Origin of the sequence: Ligilactobacillus sp. LYQ60 (assembly GCF_045033015.1) — a bacterium.
Taxonomy (GTDB): Bacteria; Bacillota; Bacilli; order Lactobacillales; family Lactobacillaceae; genus Ligilactobacillus.
The window spans coordinates 323,030-341,151 of the sequence record NZ_JBJFZV010000001.1 but is presented as its reverse complement, the minus strand read 5'-3'; the positions used below and the strand labels follow the sequence as shown (position 1 = coordinate 341,151).

General features: G+C 45.7%; 19 protein-coding genes. 14 read left to right on the top strand and 5 right to left on the bottom strand.

Going from position 1 to position 18,122, the window contains the following annotated elements:
• Nucleotides 1–13: 13 nt before the first annotated feature.
• Complete coding sequence (locus tag ACI3EZ_RS01620; RefSeq protein ID WP_405025317.1) at nt 14–742, bottom strand: deoxynucleoside kinase; 729 nt, start codon at nt 740–742, stop codon at nt 14–16.
• Between the two features lie 223 nt (nt 743–965).
• Here ACI3EZ_RS01620 and ACI3EZ_RS01615 point away from each other — a divergent pair, with 223 nt between their 5' ends.
• The 4 genes from ACI3EZ_RS01615 to ACI3EZ_RS01600 are packed head-to-tail and all read left to right on the top strand — an operon-like array spanning nt 966 to nt 5,313.
• Nucleotides 966–1,688, top strand: a complete 723-nt coding sequence (locus ACI3EZ_RS01615; RefSeq protein ID WP_405025316.1) for a hypothetical protein — start codon at nt 966–968, stop codon at nt 1,686–1,688.
• A 51-nt stretch (nt 1,689–1,739) separates the two neighbouring features.
• Entirely contained in the window at nt 1,740–2,177 is a 438-nt protein-coding gene (locus ACI3EZ_RS01610) for an arginine repressor (RefSeq protein WP_405025315.1), read from the top strand.
• Nucleotides 2,178–2,203: 26 nt separating this feature from the next.
• The gene (locus ACI3EZ_RS01605; RefSeq protein WP_405025314.1) at nt 2,204–4,303 is read left to right on the top strand and encodes a PBP1A family penicillin-binding protein; all 2,100 of its coding nucleotides are present in this window, start codon (nt 2,204–2,206) and stop codon (nt 4,301–4,303) included.
• A 50-nt stretch (nt 4,304–4,353) separates the two neighbouring features.
• A complete protein-coding gene (locus ACI3EZ_RS01600) occupies nt 4,354–5,313 on the top strand; it encodes a 3'-5' exoribonuclease YhaM family protein (RefSeq protein ID WP_405025313.1) in 960 nt (319 codons plus the stop codon).
• Nucleotides 5,314–5,521: 208 nt separating this feature from the next.
• On the opposite strand, the gene ACI3EZ_RS01595 is transcribed toward ACI3EZ_RS01600, so the two are convergent.
• The 3 genes from ACI3EZ_RS01595 to ACI3EZ_RS01585 form a co-directional block, all read right to left on the bottom strand.
• Nucleotides 5,522–6,415, bottom strand: a complete 894-nt coding sequence (locus ACI3EZ_RS01595) for a peptidylprolyl isomerase (protein ID WP_405023857.1) — start codon at nt 6,413–6,415, stop codon at nt 5,522–5,524.
• A gap of 104 nt (nt 6,416–6,519) precedes the next feature.
• Complete coding sequence (locus ACI3EZ_RS01590) at nt 6,520–6,756, bottom strand: hypothetical protein (RefSeq protein WP_405025312.1); 237 nt, start codon at nt 6,754–6,756, stop codon at nt 6,520–6,522.
• A gap of 2 nt (nt 6,757–6,758) precedes the next feature.
• Nucleotides 6,759–7,187, bottom strand: a complete 429-nt coding sequence (locus ACI3EZ_RS01585; protein WP_405025311.1) for an HIT family protein — start codon at nt 7,185–7,187, stop codon at nt 6,759–6,761.
• Between the two features lie 99 nt (nt 7,188–7,286).
• On the opposite strand from ACI3EZ_RS01585, the gene ACI3EZ_RS01580 reads away from it, so the two are divergent.
• From ACI3EZ_RS01580 to ACI3EZ_RS01560, 5 genes are all read left to right on the top strand, one after another.
• Nucleotides 7,287–8,027, top strand: a complete 741-nt coding sequence (locus tag ACI3EZ_RS01580) for an ABC transporter ATP-binding protein (protein WP_405025310.1) — start codon at nt 7,287–7,289, stop codon at nt 8,025–8,027.
• Nucleotides 8,020–9,222, top strand: coding sequence for an ABC transporter permease (locus tag ACI3EZ_RS01575; RefSeq protein WP_405025309.1), 1,203 nt, complete (start codon nt 8,020–8,022; stop codon nt 9,220–9,222). Before ACI3EZ_RS01580 ends, ACI3EZ_RS01575 begins: the two co-directional genes overlap by 8 nt.
• 63 nt (nt 9,223–9,285) lie before the next feature.
• Nucleotides 9,286–10,110: a phosphotransferase family protein gene (locus ACI3EZ_RS01570; RefSeq protein ID WP_405025308.1), complete on the top strand. Its 825-nt coding sequence runs from the start codon at nt 9,286–9,288 to the stop codon at nt 10,108–10,110.
• A gap of 89 nt (nt 10,111–10,199) precedes the next feature.
• Nucleotides 10,200–10,862, top strand: coding sequence for a tRNA (guanosine(46)-N7)-methyltransferase TrmB (gene trmB / locus ACI3EZ_RS01565; RefSeq protein WP_405023851.1), 663 nt, complete (start codon nt 10,200–10,202; stop codon nt 10,860–10,862).
• A 3-nt stretch (nt 10,863–10,865) separates the two neighbouring features.
• The gene (locus tag ACI3EZ_RS01560) at nt 10,866–12,071 is read left to right on the top strand and encodes a hypothetical protein (RefSeq protein WP_405025307.1); all 1,206 of its coding nucleotides are present in this window, start codon (nt 10,866–10,868) and stop codon (nt 12,069–12,071) included.
• On the opposite strand, the gene ACI3EZ_RS01555 is transcribed toward ACI3EZ_RS01560, so the two are convergent.
• The gene (locus ACI3EZ_RS01555; protein ID WP_405025306.1) at nt 12,068–12,379 is read right to left on the bottom strand and encodes a hypothetical protein; all 312 of its coding nucleotides are present in this window, start codon (nt 12,377–12,379) and stop codon (nt 12,068–12,070) included. The genes ACI3EZ_RS01560 and ACI3EZ_RS01555 overlap by 4 nt on opposite strands.
• Before the next feature lie 118 nt (nt 12,380–12,497).
• Here ACI3EZ_RS01555 and ACI3EZ_RS01550 point away from each other — a divergent pair, with 118 nt between their 5' ends.
• The 5 genes from ACI3EZ_RS01550 to ACI3EZ_RS01530 all read left to right on the top strand — a co-directional run bounded on the left by ACI3EZ_RS01550 (nt 12,498) and on the right by ACI3EZ_RS01530 (nt 18,109).
• The gene (locus ACI3EZ_RS01550) at nt 12,498–12,818 is read left to right on the top strand and encodes a thioredoxin family protein (protein ID WP_405025305.1); all 321 of its coding nucleotides are present in this window, start codon (nt 12,498–12,500) and stop codon (nt 12,816–12,818) included.
• Between the two features lie 18 nt (nt 12,819–12,836).
• The gene (gene ytpR, locus ACI3EZ_RS01545) at nt 12,837–13,484 is read left to right on the top strand and encodes a YtpR family tRNA-binding protein (RefSeq protein ID WP_405025304.1); all 648 of its coding nucleotides are present in this window, start codon (nt 12,837–12,839) and stop codon (nt 13,482–13,484) included.
• 18 nt (nt 13,485–13,502) lie between these two features.
• Complete coding sequence (locus ACI3EZ_RS01540; RefSeq protein WP_405025303.1) at nt 13,503–15,932, top strand: DNA translocase FtsK; 2,430 nt, start codon at nt 13,503–13,505, stop codon at nt 15,930–15,932.
• Nucleotides 15,933–15,964: 32 nt separating this feature from the next.
• Nucleotides 15,965–17,296, top strand: coding sequence for a UDP-N-acetylmuramate--L-alanine ligase (gene murC / locus ACI3EZ_RS01535; protein ID WP_405023845.1), 1,332 nt, complete (start codon nt 15,965–15,967; stop codon nt 17,294–17,296).
• A 105-nt stretch (nt 17,297–17,401) separates the two neighbouring features.
• A complete protein-coding gene (locus ACI3EZ_RS01530) occupies nt 17,402–18,109 on the top strand; it encodes a Bax inhibitor-1/YccA family protein (RefSeq protein ID WP_405025302.1) in 708 nt (235 codons plus the stop codon).
• The last annotated feature ends 13 nt before the right edge of the window (nt 18,110–18,122 follow it).

Genomic DNA, 18,122 nt, shown 5'->3' with positions numbered 1-18,122 from the left:
ATTAATTACTCCCTTAACTGTGTCGTTGTTGGTGAAGGGCGGCTGCTTCCTGCGATGACAGTGCTCCAAGGTGGACGAGCTGTTGTTCAATCTGGTCGAGTAATAGGTTTCGGTCTGCAGGACGTTCAACAAAGTCATACTGGTCGCCATCAATAATCATTATCGGACTCCGGTTATAATTCTTTTCCCAGTTTGCGTAGTATTGTAGGAGGGTGTGGTAGTACTCAACGAGGGACGGATCTGTACTGATTTGCTCGTAATCCCGTCCCCGTTTCTCAATCCGATGAATCATGGTATCGTATGAAACCCGGATATAAATTAATAGGTCGTGAGTATTAGTGGATTTCATAGTATCAAGTTCCGTAAGCATATTATGCAGAAGTTCTTCGTATACCGATAGTTCAAGTTGCGTTGCGTTTCCCATATCCGTATTCATTTTCATGAACATTTCGTCTTCAAGAATGGAGCGATCAAGGATGTTATTTCGACCCGTAATTGCTTTTTTAATCATTGCGAAGCGCCGATTGATAAAAAAAGTCTGGAGTAGGTATGTGTACGGATTAGAAGCGTCTGGGTTGCCGTTTGCACGGGCCTTAGCAGCCTGCTCGTTTCCTTTATAAAAGAGGGGAAGAACGGGATTATCTGCGACGGGTTCGAAGAACGGAATTGTGTGTAACTCGTCAGCGAGAATGCGGGTAAGGGATGATTTCCCAGATCCAATTACGCCAGCAAGGGTAATCATAAGGTGCCTCCTAATTAACAAGTATTCTTAGTTAATTTTACTGATCAGTTGGTGAAGTTGCAACGGGAGGGAAAAAAGAAAATGCCCCCGGTAAATTATTTTCTCCAAAAATTCACAATTTACGTCAAAAATAGCATTATGCGAAATGCATGGATTATTGTATGCTCATAGCATAACTGTTTCTTTGCGAACGCCAGTAAAATGGTATTAAATTCCACTGGAGGTGGCAACGATAATTAATAGTATTAATAGGCAGAAAGTGTTGACCGCTTACTTTGAGCAGACAGCAATTTTTACACCGCCCCAGCAATCGTTTCTTTTTTACAGTCCTGAGGTCCAGGTCGTCGAATATGGACGCCGTGAAATTATTTGTCGTGAACACCCCCCGCACCACAACTTATATTATCTTTTCCGGGGATTTGTTGGGATGGCAACGAATGATATTGTGGGGAACCGGTTGGTTACTTTGTTACCAGCACATCATTATTTCCCCCACGATGTTTATCAGCCAAACCATCCTCACTATCCGGTTGAGGTTCAAGTATATTCACCGGTCGTCCAAGCAATTATTTTTCCTCACCGCGTTGTTAAGGTTCTTCTTGAAAATAGTCCCGCATTTCAGCGCGAATTAGCGTATGATTTGTACAACCAGTTTCGAATGTTTCGAACATTGGTGGAATACGAAGAAAGTCCGGTAGTCCGCCTCCGGGTTCGAAAGGTACTTCAGTATTTGGGAAAGCACTTAGGACGGGATTCTAATGGAAGTTGTGTTTTACCGGTAACGGTAACGGGTGGTGTTTTGTCCCGGCTAGCGTGTATTTCACGAGCAACAATGGCGAAAAATATTAAACTCTTAGAGGATTTACATTTAATTGAACGGACCAGTGATGGAATTGTATTAACCGCCCGCTTTTTAGCAATGGCCGACGATGAACTTCTTCGCTAATTATCCTGAAAATTGGTATAATGTGCCTATATTTAGCGTAGGGAGGAGCACATGAAAAAGAATCAGCGGCAAGAATTAATTAAGCGCCTTATTCAACAAAATCGCGTTCGAACTCAGGAGCAGCTTCTTCAATTAATGATGAAGCAGGGGATTACCGTTACTCAGGGAACGGTCTCAAGTGATTTACGTGAGATGGGCGTGGTTAAGGAGCGGTTGGCTGATGGAACAAGTGTGTACGTTTCTGCTAAGGGAACAAAGGACCAATCTCGCACGGACATAATGGATTTGATTTTAACCGTCACACAAGTTGAGTTTTTATGCGTTATTAAGACGGCGCCCCAAGATGCTGACTTATTAGGTGTCTTGTTAGATGAGAGTTCATTTTCAGAGGTAATTGGCACACTTGCTGGTTATGATACCGTGGTAGTGATTAGTCACTCAAAGGCTGCGGCAGCACGTCTTGTTCAGCGGTTGCAGCCGGCTAACTAGAAATGGTTGGGAGACGACGAGTATTCATGAAAAGGCAAACGGAACAACAGGGTAGTACTAGGTTTGGGCGGTGGTTCAAGGAAAAGTGGCATCGATTTCAACTCGGAAAGTGGCTCTTAATTATCTTTTTGAGCTGCTTTTTGATTGCGAGTGTTCGCCTCGTATATATTGCGAAGACGGCCCACGTGCGGGAATTAAAGAACGCGCTTGAACAGAATACTGTTATCTACGATGAAAACGGGAATAGAGCAGGAACGCTTTATTCTCAAAAAGGAACGTGGGAACCGCTTAGCCGAATTTCACCGAACATGCAAAATGCCGTGTTATCGACCGAAGATCGGAATTTTTATCATGAGTACGGTTTTTCAGTTAAGGGAATTGGGCGGGCAACCCTTTCGTATATCAAAAACCGCCTCCTTGGACGTGACTACATTAGTGGCGGGGGAAGTACCCTGACACAACAGCTGGTAAAGAATGCCTTTTTATCGCAAGAACAGACGTTTAGTCGGAAAGCAAAGGAGCTATTTATCTCCGTGCAGGTTGAAAACGATTATAGTAAGCGGCAAATATTTACAATGTACCTAAACAACGCTTACTTTGGAAAGGGCATTTGGGGGGTTGAGGATGCAGCCAAGCGTTATTTTGGGGTGCACGCACGTGATTTAACCGTTCCCCAGTCGGCGGTGTTGGCAGGAATGCTAACAAATCCTAATGGGTTTAATCCGGTTGATTATCCCAAGGCCGCTTTGGCACGGCGCAACCTCGTTCTACAGTTTATGTACGAAAACCATAAATTAAGTGTACGTCAGATGCGGCAGTACCAGCGGACGCCAATTATTACTCGTGATACGTACCGGTACCAGTCAGGATACAGGTATCCGTATTACTTTGATGCGGTAATTAATGAAGCACACCGAGATTATGGTTTATCCGAACAACAAATCATGAACCGGGGATACAAAATTTACACGAGTTTGAACCAAAACTACCAGCAACAACTGCAACGGAACTTTGCAAACCCTAGTTTGTTCCCGGTTAATCAGGATGGGGTAAAAGCACAAGGGGCAGCAATTGCGATGAATCCTAAAACTGGTGGGGTAACGGCGGCTGTTGGTGGCCGGCAGGGTGCCCATGTTTTCCGGGGATATAACCGGGCAACCCAGTTATCGCGCTCACCAGCATCGACGATGAAACCCATTGCGGTCTATTTACCAGCAATTCAAAACGGGTATCACTATGATTCGATGATTCCGGACCGAATTGAATCGTATGGGTCAAACCACTATACGCCGCATAACTGGAATAATGAATGCGTTGGGAAGCTGCCGTTATACCTTGCTTTGGCGCAAAGTAAAAATACCAGTGCAGTATGGCTCCTTAACAGGATTGGTGTTCAGAAGGGGTATGCAATGGCAAGGAAGTTTGGGATTCCGGTCACCAAACGGGATGAGAACCTTACCTTGCCACTTGGTGGCTTGTCTAAGGGGGTCTCACCGTACCAGATGGCGGCGGCGTACTGTACGTTTGATAATGGTGGTGTGAAGGAGCAACCACACTTTATTACCAAAATTGTGGACGCGGATAGCCACGTTGTGCGCCGAAAAAAGCCACTTACGGCTAAGCGGCTGATGTCACGTCACGATGCTAACGTAATGACCAGTATGATGATTGATACCTATAAGGTAGGGGTTGGAAAGAACGCTAAGCCGACCGGGTATGAAATCGCCGGAAAGGACGGAACGGCGCAGGCGACAACTAAGGATGCGCCCCCGATGAGTCAAAAAGATTGTTGGTACATTGGTTATACACCAGACGTTGTATTGGCAACGTGGGTCGGGTTTGACAACGGAGCGCCATTTCCCACTACCGGCATGCGTAATGGGACGAGTCTTTTTAAACAGTCGATGGAAGACATTCTGCCATACACTGCTGGAACTAATTTTACCGTAACGGATGCTGCAACGAAGATGCAGCGGCTTGATGCTGGCGATCGTGCTCAATCAACCGGGGAAGCAGGTTGGAGTCATTTTAAGACCCAACTTCAAAACGGATGGAGTCATATGAAAACGCAGCTTGGAAATTGGGGCAATGCCGCTAAAAACTATATTCAACGGTACATTCCGTAAGCGTAAGGGTGTTAGGGGATAAACTGTGCTCGAGGAAGGAAGGATAGGCCATGCAACGGAAGATTTATGATTATGCTGATGGGGATGAAGTTAACCTATTTATGGTAATTAAGGACGCTGATGTGCGGGTTGCAAAGAATGGTAATAAGTACATTGCCTTTACTTTTAGTGACCCGTCGGGAGCCATCACGGCGAAGTACTGGGATGCCCACCCAGATGAGATTGCCCGTTTTCAACCCGGAAAGGTTGTATTGGTTACCGGGAAAAGGAATGTGTACCAAGGAAAGCCACAAATTAAGCTGCGTCATCTTCGCTTGGCTAATACGAATGAACCAAATGACCCAGCAGCCTTTATTCCTGCTGCGCCGTGTTCACAAGAACAACTTGAGGAAGAAATCAATCAGTATGTTAAGGCAATTACGAACGCAAACTGGCGGCAAATTGTGGAGTTTATGTTACGGCAGTTTCACGATGCCTTTTACACTTATCCTGCAGCTAAAACAAATCACCATGCCTTTTTAGGAGGTCTTGCATACCATACGGTTTCGATTTTACGTCTTGCCAGAGCGGTAGGAGAGCAATATCAGGATGTTCGCTGTGATCTGCTTTATGCAGGAGCAATTTTACATGATTTGGGGAAAACAATTGAACTGACCGGGCCGGTTGCAACGCAGTATACCGTTGCAGGGAATTTACTCGGCCATATCGTTTTGATTGATGAGCGGATTGTAGAAACGTGTGCGGCGCTTGGAATTGACCAGTATGATGAGGACGCACTCCTTCTGCGGCACATGATAATTGCTCATCACGGTCTGTTAGAGTACGGTTCACCCGAGCGTCCTGCCCTCCTTGAGGCCGAAATTTTACACCATCTTGACGATTTGGATGCAACCATTCAGATGGTGAAAGGGGCACTTTCTCAAACAGAACGGGGACAGTTCAGTTCCCGTGTCTTTGGCCTGGATAATAGGCGGTTTTACCGTTCACAACAGGGTAGTAATGATGATTAGTTATATGGGTGACGTGAAGGGTGAAGGAAAACGCATAGAAAAGAAGACGGGCACGAAGGAACCGGTTACCTGAATGAATTGTGGGCATGAACTTAGTGGTTAGCAACTTTTTAATTCAGTCCGCTTGTTTTGCATCAGATTATGCGGACATAATAAAAAGGCTGAGACTTTATTAAAGTCCCAGCCTTTTTATTACTAATAATTGGGGTTACTGTGGATTTTGTTGTCCACCAATATAGTTAGAAAGAATGTTCTTAAGATCCTTATCCTTAATTTGAACATTTCCGTTCTTGAGAACCTTTTGGGCAACCCGTTGCAGGGTGGTTTGATTATTCATCTGTTCGTCAATAATCTGGTTTTGTAATGCTTGCTTGTGGTTAGCCATCTTTCCCTTTGCTGGATGTTTGATGCAGTAGATAATGACATAACCATAGTCCGTTTTAACAGGTTTTTCAGTAAACTTACCCGTCTTTAACCCAAAAGCGGCGTTCTTAAACGTGTTATCTAGCCCAGATGTTTCGTTATTAAACGGCGGTAACTTTCCACCGTTATTCTTTGTTTGGTTATCAATAGAATTCTTTTTTGCCAGCTTTGAGAAGTTAGCGTACGTTCCGTTTTGTTTTAGCTGGTTAATGATGTTATTAGCATCATCTTCGTTTTTAACCACAATTCGGGCAACCGTGATGTTGGGCTGGTACTTCTTCCATTGCTTCTTAAGCATTGATGGGGTGATGGTTGTATTAGCTTTTACCGCGGCCCGTAAAAGAAGATTCGACCGTAACTGTTGTCTAAAAGTTGCCTCCGTTAGGTTCTGCCGTTGTAAAACGGTATCGAAATTTTGACCGTAACGCTTTTTGTAAGCATTAAATTCGCTGGCGACCTGTTTTTGGGTAACCTGTTTACCGTAGTCCTTCTCAAGCACTTTGGTAAGAATCATTTGTTGAAGCACCTGCTTGCCAGCAGGGGTTTGCTTCATCTTATCGTAGTACTGTTGTTCGGTAATCTTCCCACCGGAGGTTGTTGCAACTGTTTTTGAACACGATGCAAGACCGAGTGACATGAGGACGGCCGCTGCGCCGACCAGCCATTTCTTTTTTGTCATTCTATTGTTCACATCCTAACTTAGTTAATAAGTAACGCTCTCATGGTACCATAATCGTCCTTTATTGAGTACGGTTAAAACGAAAGTTTGATTAATGTTTAGTTTTATTTGCTGCTGTCTAAAGAAGATGGGGAGGAGCAAAATTGGTGCCAGGCATGCTTCATTGCTTGGGTATCATTAATCACATCCTTCCCCGCAGTTATTAATTGTTGAAAATCACGACCTAAAATGCGAAGCCGAATTGCTTTTTTGGCAACTGTGCGGCTAATTTCATTCCGGTAGTGATAGCCTCCCAACAGGAGAGCCCCCCCAATTAACCCAGTTGTAAGTGGATGTTTCATGGTTAATCCTCCAAGTGAACTTTGATGTTATCAGCAATTCGTTGTAAATCAGCGTTCGTGTATTTATCCGTATTATCCTTAAACTTCATTGCAAAATCATCGTGGTCGGTGTACCGGGGGATAAAGTGAATGTGGGAATGGAACACTGATTGATAGGCCACCTTACCGTTATTATTAACAATGTTTAATCCCTGAATGGTGGGATCGGAAGCCTTGATTGCCCGGGCAATCAGGGGAACACGGCGAAAAACGTCCTGGGAAAGTTGGTCGTCATATTCAAAAATATCGCGTACGTGCTTTTTGGGAACAAGGAGAGTATGTCCGGGTGTTCCCTGTGAAATGTCAAGAAAAGCCTTAACCTGATCGTCTTCATACACCGTTACACTTGGAATATCACCGTTAATAATTTGACAGAAAATGCAGTCATCCATTCTTAAACGCCACCTTATTAGTTTTGTTTCCATTATACACTAGTGGCTTTCGTTGCTGTGATATAATTCAAACGACAACATTGGAAGGAGTCAAACGGCATGGTACTTGAAGTAGATAATCTTATAGGAGGGTATTCCCGCATCCCGGTGCTTAATGGAATTAGTTTTAAGGTGGCTGCTGGTGAATTAGTGGGGTTAATTGGCTTGAACGGTGCTGGTAAGTCGACAACCATTAAACATATCATTGGGCTTCTTCAACCACATTCGGGAACAATCAAGGTTGCGGGGATAACGGCCACAACTGACCCTGCCACATATCACCGCCAAATTGCATACCTCCCGGAAACACCGGTATTATATCCGGAATTAACATTACGAGAACATATTGAAACAACGATTAAGGCGTACGAGCTTGATGAAAAACAGGCATGGGAGCGTGCTTGTCGGTTACTTACAATGTTTCGGTTAACTGACCGTCTTGACTGGCTGCCGGTTAATTTTTCAAAGGGAATGCGGCAAAAGGTAATGATTATCTGCGCGTTTATTACGGATGCCAAGTTATTAATTGTTGACGAGCCGTTTTTGGGGCTTGATCCCGTTGCAATTCACGATTTTCTTGCATTAATTAAGGAAAAACAACAACGCGGGACGGCTGTCCTGATGACTACGCACGTGTTACCAACTGCCCAACGGGTGTGCGATCGGTTTGTTTTTATTCAAAAAGGTCGGATACAGGTAACGGGAACGTTAGCAACAATCCGCGCGCAGCTTGCAATGCCTGATGCAAGTCTAGAGGAGATTTATTTGCACCTCAATCGGGAGGCGATTCATCATGGATAAGGTGTGGCACCAACGACTAGCCGCTTATCATAAAGAATTATTTCGGTATGCAAAGTACATTTTTAATGATCACTTTATCATTGCAGTGCTTTTTTTATTGGGCGGATTTGGTTATGAATACGCCCAGTTACTTCAAGGACCCGTAACCCACCGGCTTCAGTGGGGTGCTTTTCTTATTACTATTTGTTGTGTGGTGATTACTATCAATTTTGGGCGCTGGATGACGTTAATGAAACCTGCTGATTGGGTCTTTCTCCGGCCAGAAACTGTTCGAATGAACCAGTACCTCCGACCAGCATGGAGATATAATCTGGCAGTCGGATGGGGCGTTCCGTTATTAGGCGGCATTATTGTGACACCGTTGTTGCACTACGTTTGGGGAGTGTCTCGGGGGTCTATGGTTTTCTTTATCGCGGGGTTAATTATTATGCGTGAGGTGATAATTACTGCGGGGTATCATGAAAGTATGTTACCTAATGAACCTGGATGGCAAAAGCAGCTTATTTTTAAGGGGATACTCCCCGTAGTAAGTGGGCTACTGATGTTGGTTAGTCCATGGGTGGCGCTCATAATTGTCCTTACCTGGTTGGGAGGTGGGCTTACCTTAGCGCGACAGCAAGGAATGATTCAGTGGCAGCAAGCCATTATAACCGAACAACACCGAATGCAGCGGTTATACCGCATTATTAACCTGTTTGTGACTGTTCCGCAAGTGGCAGTTCGGGCTCATCGGCGGCGGTGGGCTGACGGGCTGGTTCGGCTACTTGCAGGTCAAGATGCAATGCAGGGATTAGTTGCCCGGGCGTTTGTGCGGAGCGGTGATTACCTGGGAATGTTTATCCGCTTGCTACTGGTAGGAACTGTGGGGGTAACGGTAGTTCATAACGGGTGGTTAGCTATTGCTCTTGCAGTGATCATCAACTATTTGATTATCTTTCAATTATTTCCGTTAGAGCACCACTTTGATGATACTGTTTTTGTGCGAATAACGCCGGTGCTGTGGGCACAGCGAGGAAGGGCGGTTCGGCGCGTGCTTTCACGGTTGTCTTGGGTTCCGCTAGTTTGTTTTATGGGAGCGATACTATGCGGAACGCGGGACTTGGTCCTTGCTGGATTAAGCGGTGTGTTAATTGCGGTAGAAAATTATTTGTTAAGCGCGTTATTTCAACGGTTTCGTGGTAGAAGAAACGCTTGACATGGACATAACAAGTTTGTAGACTAATTGTGGTTATTTGACGTTGATAAGGAGCGGTGCCGGATGGACTTTGAATTGGATGACGGGTGGCAGGTCCTTCCGATTAAGGGTGACACTGGAACGGCCTACATGGGGATTAAACAGGACCAGCGGATTTTTTTAAAACGGAATCCGTCACCATTTCTTGCGGCTCTCTCAATTGAAGGGATTACGCCCCGGCTGATTTGGACTCGGCGGACAACTTCGGGTGATACGTTAATTGCTCAGAAGTGGTTGAATGGTCGGTGTCTCACTAAGGAGGAGATGAAGACCTCACGGGTACGACGGTTATTGTACCGGGTGCACCATTCTGATATTTTACGCAGCATGCTTCGGCAAGTTGGTGGTCAAGTACTAACGCCGAGTTCTTTTTTAAGAAAGGTTCTTGCTGGATTAACGGTTGATCTTCAAGAACATCCGTTAATTCAGCAGACGGTTACGCTTCTTCAAACAGAAATTCCGCGAACGGTTAAGCAAAATTACCGGGTTTGTCATACTGATTTAAATCACAGAAATTTATTGTTATCAGAAGTGGGTCAGCTTTACCTGGTTGATTGGGATCATGCCATTATTGCAGATCCAGCAATTGATTTAGGAATGTTATTAGCCGATTATGTTTCCCTTGGTCAGTGGGATGATTGGTTGACAGGGTATTACGGTCACTTTCCAAATCGGGTTTGCCGGCAAGCGGTCTTTTGGTATGCCACCGGGGCGCTTGTTCAGCGGATTGCAACGACGCATCATGCGGGGCGGTACCATGAGATGAATCAGGCGCTCCTTCTTCTTAAAAGGGTTGCGCCGCTTTTAGCGGAGCAAGGTTCTGGGTACCACACGCCGGGTATCAGCTAAGTGGATTGTTTAGTGGAATGATGAAAGCTCCCTCCATTTGTTTGGACCGGGGCTTTCCGTGTTTTAATAATTGGATTTAAGGAGAAATTATGCGGTTAAAAAATAAACCTTGGGCCCGGCCGTTAATTGCGGCTAATCCCCAGTACGTTGTAACGGAACCAGCAAAGTTGCGCGGGACTTGGCAAACCCGTTTTGAGCGGCCAGCGCCCCTTTACCTTGAATTAGGAATGGGGAAAGGACGGTTTATCGTTGAAACGGCTAAGCGCCATCCGGAAAATAACTATATTGGCATTGACCTGCAGCCGGTAGCAGTTGGAATTGCTTTAAAAAAGCAGTTGGATGCTCAGTTACCTAACTTGCAGTTGGTTGTTGCTGACGGCGCTGCCCTAACAAGTATTTTTGCTCCGGCGGAGTTAACGGGAATGTACTTAAACTTTTCTGATCCGTGGCCTAAGAACCGACATGAAAAACGACGGTTAACGTACAAAACATTTCTAGCACAGTACCAGCAAGTCGTTGCCCCGGGGGGGTACCTTGAATTTAAAACGGATAACCAAGGGTTGTTTGAATATTCGCTTACCAGTATGAATAACTTTGGATTACACTTTGAACGGGTATGGCTTGATCTGCACGCCGATTCGGAAGTAACGGATAACGTTATGACCGAGTACGAAGAACGGTTTAGTAGTAAGGGACAACCAATTTATAAATTAGTTGTTCGGTTTCCGGTTAAAAAGGAACGGAGCATATGATAGATGAAGGAAAGACAAGGAACAATTAATTTGCCGGCGACGGTTTTATCGCGGATTGGCGTATCACTAGGTGATCAAGTAATGGTAACGGTGGATGGGAACCGGCAGCCTGAACTTCGTGTGCGGCCCCTTCGTTCTGCTGAAAGTCGGTTAGCACCGTTGTACTATTTAATTCCGGCGGTAATTTGTGCACTACTTTTTTTAGGCTATTTTAGTGGCTACCGGCATATTCACCAGGTTCCGCTTGCAGGACAGTGGTCGATTGCAAGTGGGACAATTTTACTGGGAATTGCGAGCGGGACTTTGGTTTTTGGGGGGACGTATTTGCGCCGGCGCCATGAAATTCAGCAGTGGCTCGGGAAGGGGCTTTATTGGCGAAGCATCATTACGATTATGGCTTCGTTTATTATGTTGTTGGGAATCGGGTTAGTAGCTGCTTTTTGGCTAGCGGCAACCTTTTTTAAGGGCCTTCATTTTGGGATGGGGACCGCAACACTCATAGTTTTCTTAGTGACAGCGGTGGTAAATTACTTGATGATCCGGACTGCTGCGGGAATTGCGCCAGCCGTTATTTTTCGGCTGTTGGTGCTTGTCCTCTTTGCAGGGGCGTCCCTATCAATTGTTTCTAATAGTGATAAACGCTGGTGGCAGTATAACATCAGCTTTTTGGGCTCTAATCGTGCAAGTGATAGTTGGCAGTTTAACATTACGCTGGTTGTGGTTGCGCTGTTAATGGTATGTTTATTTGACTACCTTTTTTCTGCACTTCAACTGAAATTAGGGTTTCGGTGGCGCACGGTGATTTTACATTGTTTGTTGACGGCGTTTGCGCTTTTTTTAGGGGCAATCGGAATTTTTGCAAACAACGGCGGAGTTATGCATGAGCTGCATATTCGGGTAGCGGCTGACGCAATTTACACGTTACTATTAGCGATTGTGCTGATTCGTGTATTGCTCCCTGAAAGCCCCCGTAACTTTCAACTTCTTTCGTATGGTCTGGGAATTGGGTTGTTTGGGACGGCATTTTTATTTCAGGGAATTCATTATCTCTCCCTAACGGCATTTGAAATTATTGAGTTTTTGATGGTTCTCGGATGGCTACTTTTGTTTTTTCAGGTTTTAGAGGACTTAGTTAGTGATACGAATGACGTGTACGTGGTTACGATTCAGCCAATGCACCAAAATGATGATACCAGTTGGGATGATTAATCAAGTGGGGTGAGGGTAAGAATGTGGCCGGTGGTTGCGTCAGCAACAAATGAGTAGGTTTTTAATTGTCCTTTTTCGTCACGGGTAATTCCGCCGTAGAAGCGGTGTCGGGGAGCAGTTGCGGGTGAAGCAACCGTTTCTTCTTCAATCCATGAACCTACAATGGGAGCCTGTTTTCCTAGTTGGGCCTTAACGGTTTTTAAGACCCGGTTAGCGGCAGAGTGCTGTTTTTGCTGGATGTGTTTAATAATGTTGTAACCTGTGATTGCCAGGATTCCGCAGCCGATTAAAAATGTTCTTCTTTTCATAATGAATCCCCCCAAGAATGTTGCTGCTTTTATTGTAGCATGAACGGAAAGGAAAATTGTAATTTAGGGAAGAACAGGGTAGAGTAAGGGAAGATAATTAGTTTTAGGAGGAAGGCTCATGGAAAAGCTTACCCAAATGAACTTGCAAACGTTGGAGCAGCAGTTAGTAAGCGGGACAACCGTGCTCTTTTTTACGGCTGACTGGTGCCCGGATTGCCAGTTTATTAAACCTGTGATGCCAGAAATTGAACAGGAATTCTCTCAGTACCGGTTCGTTTTAGTCGACCGGGATGAAAACATTGATTTGTGTGCCGAACTTGGGATTATGGGGATTCCGAGCTTCGTGGTTTATCGTGATGGGGCAGAGGTTGCCCGGTTTGTTGACAAAAACCGAAAAACGAAGGAACAAGTTGAACGCTTTTTACGTAAGATTGGTTGAACGAAGGGAACGATTAAATTGTTAATTTCTTGTTATAACCCCCAAGAACTTGGGGATGTCCTAATGGTAGTTACGGGGCAAACGCGCGGAAAGCAGCGGGTAACTCAGCACGGCAATGTTGTGCGGATTAGTGATGCAAAGACTGATACAACCCTCGGCTACAATTTTTGGCATGCCCAGAATGTTGTTTCTGGATTAACAGGTCGAGGTCAGGTTCAACTGACGGTTACTCAGGTTGAAGAGTTAAACCGGGCGCTTGCGGCGGCTGATTTTGAAGCGGATCTCGCCGTTGATGATACCCCTAAGTTTGTGGTGGGCTATGTTGAAGAGATGAAAGCCCATCCTGATTCTGATCACCTGCACGTGACTGAAACCCGGGTTGATGATGGTAATGTTTTGCAAATCGTTTGTGGTGCGCCTAACATTGCCGCTGGTCAGACCGTTGTGGTAGCTAAGGTGGGAGCAATGATGCCAAACGGGGTAATTATCTGGCCCGGAAAATTGCGCGGGGTTGCTAGTGACGGAATGATTTGTTCAGCCCGGGAACTAGCGCTTCCAAACGCGCCCCAAAAACGTGGAATTTTAGAATTGCCGGCGGATCAGTTTACTGCTGGTGAACCGTTTGATTTTAAAAAGGGCGCCATGGTTTTAAAGGCACAAGCTTAGTTTTTGAGGAAGGAAACGATGAGGATGGAACACTATGATGGTCCTGCTTTTTTAAAGCAAGAAAAGCAGGCGCACACGCGGAAACGCCGGTCAGCGTCCCGGTCAGGTCAGTTTAGTCGGGCGCCCCGCACGCAGTTTCAGGGGCAAGAATACCACCGGCATGCTTTCCGGCCGAAGTATGTTCCACCGGCCCAATCACGGACTAAAATGACGGAGGAGTCTCCTGAGCAGCTTGTTGAGCGAATGATGGCTGATAAGGAAAATTATTTCTTATTTGGTGAACGGGAAGCCGCTGATGAACGGTTACCGTTGTTGACGGGAAGATCAACCAAGTCAGCGGTAAAGGAAGCAGTGGTTCACCCTGAATCAGAAGTACAGGAATCATTGCCACCGGTTCAAGAACAGGCTCGGCTGGCCCACCAACACCTTCGGCCGCGCACTTCGGAAAAAATAACTAGTGTTGGGGATGCAGCCACACAAAAAGAGGAGAGCTACCAGCACCGCGCTCACGGGCGGCTTCATCCTCAACAGGTCCGACGGTTAAGTCAAACTCTTGGGACAGCAAGTGATTTGGACTACGATGGTCCGGCAATTACCCGGAAAGAAGCCGCGCAGTCTTCGACTGATAATCATGATGGCTCGGCGATTACCCGCCAGAAGAAATCCAATGGGACAGCAACTTCAGATAGAAACACCGTATCCCAGGTTAGTGAAGCGCCGGCAGGTCATCTTGATAGTGAGTTACTTGATTCTGATATTTCGTCCAAATTAACCCCTAAGCAGGTGGGGAAGCCGTTGGATGACGATTCATTGAATACGGTAACCGTTCAGGAAGTAAGTAACGGTACTGAAGAACCAGCTGATATTCCGTATTTTAAGCCGGCGCCAGAGGAACCGTCTTCGCGGATGGAGATGACTGACGATTCCGCTAAGGCTTCGACGAATTTTGAAAATCCCGCGAATGTTTCGGATGTTCAGCCCTCAGTTTCGCACAATCCAGCTGTTCAAACAAAAACAACGGTTTCCATTCAGGGATACGAATATCCCCGGCCTGAACTGTTACCGGACCCAGTGCTCGAGGGGGATCCTTCGATGGATGAGTGGGTCATGCATCAGATTGATGTGTTAAACGAAACCCTTCAAGCCTTTCACGTTGATGCGAACGTGAGTGATTGGACGGTTGGGCCAACGGTAACGCAGTTTGAAGTGACCCTAGGGCGGGGAGTGCGGGTTAATAAGATTGCCAACCTCGCTGATGATTTAAAGTTAGCCTTAGCTGCGAAGGATATTCGGATTGAAGCGCCAATTCCGGGAAAGAGTAGCGTAGGCGTGGAAATTCCCAATAAACATTCTCGGCCCGTTCTCCTGTCAGAGGTTCTTCGTTCCCAGAAGTTCCAGGAGGCGGATTCTCCGTTAACGGTTGCGTTAGGGGTGGATTTGTTTGGGCAACCACAGATTACTGATCTTAAAAAAATGCCCCATGGGTTAATTGCCGGGGCAACCGGTTCAGGAAAATCAGTTTTCATCAATAGCATGTTGATTTCGTTGCTATATAAGGCTAATCCAGCGGAGGTTAAGCTACTCCTTATTGATCCTAAGGCGGTTGAAATGGCACCATACCACGATATTCCGCACTTGTTGGCTCCCGTTATTTCTGATCCTCAGGCGGCGGCTGCAGCCCTTCAATGGGCAGTTAATGAAATGGAAGAGCGGTACCAACGACTTGCTGCAAGCGGGACGCGGAACATTGAGGCCTTTAATGCCAAAGCAGAGACGCAAGGTAAGTTTGGGCTGAAGATGCCGTATATCGTAATTGTGATTGATGAGTTAGCCGATCTGATGATGGTCGCGTCCTCTGAGGTGCAAGATTATATTGCCCGGATTACGCAAAAGGCACGGGCAGCAGGAATTCACCTGATTATCGCAACGCAACGGCCGAGCGTTGACGTGGTCACCGGAACAATTAAAAACAACATTCCAACTCGCATTGCGTTCATGGTTTCAAGTCAAGTTGATTCCCGGACAATTCTTGATTCTGCTGGGGCTGAGCGGCTTCTTGGACGCGGAGATATGCTTTATCTTGGAAACGGGGCTAGTCAACCAATGCGGCTTCAAGGAACGTTTGTGGAAAATGAAATTGATGCTATTACGGACTTTGTGCGCCAGCAGGGGAAACCGCAGTACGCGTTTGATCCTGAAGGATTAAAATCAGCGGTAAATGAATCGGCGGTTCACGATGAACTGTTTCCGCGGGTGCTCGAATACCTTGTTAACGAAGACACGATTTCAACGTCGAAGTTGCAGCGGGTCTTTTCAATTGGGTATAATCGGGCTGCGAACATCGTCGATGACCTTGAAAAGGAACGGTATGTTTCCCCCGCGCATGGTTCGAAACCGCGGGATGTATACGTTACCGAAGAGACGGTGGCCGAACGGGCAAATGATTAGTTAAGTGATAATAAGAGAGGGACAACTAAGTTATGAAAATGGATACAACGTATTTTTTTGTGGGAATTAAAGGAACTGGAATGAGCTCACTTGCACTGATTTTACACGATAAGGGGTGCAAGGTGCTTGGATCAGATATTGATAAATATACCTTTACCCAGCGGGGGCTTGAACAGGCAGGAATCGAAATTCGGAGTTTTGATGCTACCAATATTCAACCAGGAATGACGGTAATCCGGGGGAACGCCTTTGGGGATGACCAGGTTGAAATTGCTCGGGCCCATGAGATGGGGCTTCCGGTTAAAACGTACCCGGAGATGGTGCAGGACGTTATTGCTGAAACCACAAGTATTGCCGTTGCTGGGGCACATGGGAAAACTAGTACTACCGGGCTGCTTGCTCACGTTTTAAGTGGTGTTTCTCCTACTAGTTATTTAATTGGGGATGGGACCGGAAAGGGAACACCTGATCCCCGTTTTTTTGTTGTGGAAGCTGACGAGTACCGGCGGCATTTTGTGGCTTACCACCCGGATTACACGATTATGACCAACATCGATTTTGATCATCCGGATTACTTTACGGGAATTGCTGATGTGCGGGATGCCTTTGAAACGCTGGCTAACCAGACAAAGAAGTGTATTTTTGCGTGGGGAGATGACGCCAACCTTCGGCAATTAGAAACAACAACCCCAATCCATTATTACGGGTTAAACGACACGGATGAGTTTCACGCCAAGAACATTAAGCGGACGATTAAGGGGTCGACCTTTGATGTCTACCGGGAAGATGAATTTTTAGGAACGTATACCATTCCGTTATTTGGGGAGCACAACGTCCTTAATAGTTTAGCCGTAATCGCCGTGGCACAGATGGAAAAGATTGGGCATGATGAAATTGAAAAGGAACTCATGACCTTTAAGGGAGTTAAGCGGCGGTTTACCGAAAAGAAAGTGGCGGATATGGTAATCATTGATGATTACGCGCACCACCCCGCTGAAATTAAGGCGACAATTGATGCAGCCCGGCAGCAGTACCCTGATAAAAAGATTATTGCGGTCTTTCAACCCCATACGTTTAGCCGGACAATTGCGTTATTGGATGACTTTGCCACTAGCTTGAATTTGGCTGATCAGGTATACCTCACCGAAATTTTTGGGTCAATTCGGGAAAAAACGGGGAACGTCTCTGCGGTTGATCTTGGGAAAAAGATTACTAAGGGAGGCACCTTACTGCAGCTTGATAATATGTCGCCACTGCTTGATTACCATAATGGCGTGGTTATTTTTATGGGTGCGGGTGATATTCAGAAGTATGAGCTGGCATACGAAAAGCTTCTTAGTACGTTAAGCTTAAATAATAACTAAAACCCTCATTTTCGCTAATGTGGGATGCTTCTAGTAGGTAGTTGTTCGGAAAATGTGCTATGCTCCTCTTTACGAAGATAAATTTAAGTGAAGGGAGTAAGAAAATTGAACGAACCAGTAATTGATACGCAAACCCAGCAGGGATTGAATCATTTTTTAGTACGGGTGTACTCGTACATGGCCGCTGCGTTAGTAGTTTCCGCTGTTGTTGCTGGACTAGTTGCCACACGGTGGGGGAATGGAGTGAACGAATATTTGGGGAGTCATCCGGTAATCTACTTGGGGTTGATTGCCCTCCAATTTGGAATGGTGTTTGCCCTGTCATTTAATCCCCAGCGGTCACCGATTGTTAGCGTAAGTTGTTTGTTTATTTTTGCGGCACTTGAGGGGCTGTTCTTTAGTTCATTGCTTACCGTTTATGCAGCAACCAACGTGACAATGGCATTTGTTGCTGCAGCGGTGATGTTTGGAATACTTGCTTTTTTGGGCACAACAACTACCAAAAACCTTGCAGGCTGGGGGCGGCAGGCGTTTGCGGCGTTAATTGCGATGGTGATTATTTCGTTGGTTAATTTGTTTTTGCATAGTTCGTTGGTAGTGATTATTTTGTCCTTAATCGGGGTTGTGGTTTTTGGCATTTTGTCAGCGTGGGATGCCCAGCGAATTAAACAGATTTACTTTCAGCTCGGCGATGAAGTCGCCCAAACAAGCGGGATTGTTATGAGCGCAGCGTTGCAGTTGTATCTCGACTTTTTGAATCTTTTCTTGGAGTTGCTTAATATCTTTACGTTATTTACTAATAATCGTAATTAATTTGTTTAGGAAT

Excerpts from the sequence above, each read along its gene's own strand:
- ACI3EZ_RS01620 (WP_405025317.1), bottom strand. The coding sequence starts at position 742 with ATGATTACCCTTGCTGGCGTAATTGGATCTGGGAAATCATCCCTTACC.
- ACI3EZ_RS01610 (WP_405025315.1), top strand. The coding sequence starts at position 1,740 with ATGAAAAAGAATCAGCGGCAAGAATTAATTAAGCGCCTTATTCAACAA.
- ACI3EZ_RS01605 (WP_405025314.1), top strand. The coding sequence starts at position 2,204 with ATGAAAAGGCAAACGGAACAACAGGGTAGTACTAGGTTTGGGCGGTGG.
- ACI3EZ_RS01600 (WP_405025313.1), top strand. The coding sequence starts at position 4,354 with ATGCAACGGAAGATTTATGATTATGCTGATGGGGATGAAGTTAACCTA.
- ACI3EZ_RS01595 (WP_405023857.1), bottom strand. The coding sequence starts at position 6,415 with ATGACAAAAAAGAAATGGCTGGTCGGCGCAGCGGCCGTCCTCATGTCA.
- ACI3EZ_RS01590 (WP_405025312.1), bottom strand. The coding sequence starts at position 6,756 with ATGAAACATCCACTTACAACTGGGTTAATTGGGGGGGCTCTCCTGTTG.
- ACI3EZ_RS01585 (WP_405025311.1), bottom strand. The coding sequence starts at position 7,187 with ATGGATGACTGCATTTTCTGTCAAATTATTAACGGTGATATTCCAAGT.
- ACI3EZ_RS01580 (WP_405025310.1), top strand. The coding sequence starts at position 7,287 with ATGGTACTTGAAGTAGATAATCTTATAGGAGGGTATTCCCGCATCCCG.
- ACI3EZ_RS01575 (WP_405025309.1), top strand. The coding sequence starts at position 8,020 with ATGGATAAGGTGTGGCACCAACGACTAGCCGCTTATCATAAAGAATTA.
- ACI3EZ_RS01570 (WP_405025308.1), top strand. The coding sequence starts at position 9,286 with ATGGACTTTGAATTGGATGACGGGTGGCAGGTCCTTCCGATTAAGGGT.
- trmB (WP_405023851.1), top strand. The coding sequence starts at position 10,200 with ATGCGGTTAAAAAATAAACCTTGGGCCCGGCCGTTAATTGCGGCTAAT.
- ACI3EZ_RS01560 (WP_405025307.1), top strand. The coding sequence starts at position 10,866 with ATGAAGGAAAGACAAGGAACAATTAATTTGCCGGCGACGGTTTTATCG.
- ACI3EZ_RS01555 (WP_405025306.1), bottom strand. The coding sequence starts at position 12,379 with ATGAAAAGAAGAACATTTTTAATCGGCTGCGGAATCCTGGCAATCACA.
- ACI3EZ_RS01550 (WP_405025305.1), top strand. The coding sequence starts at position 12,498 with ATGGAAAAGCTTACCCAAATGAACTTGCAAACGTTGGAGCAGCAGTTA.
- ACI3EZ_RS01540 (WP_405025303.1), top strand. The coding sequence starts at position 13,503 with ATGAGGATGGAACACTATGATGGTCCTGCTTTTTTAAAGCAAGAAAAG.
- murC (WP_405023845.1), top strand. The coding sequence starts at position 15,965 with ATGAAAATGGATACAACGTATTTTTTTGTGGGAATTAAAGGAACTGGA.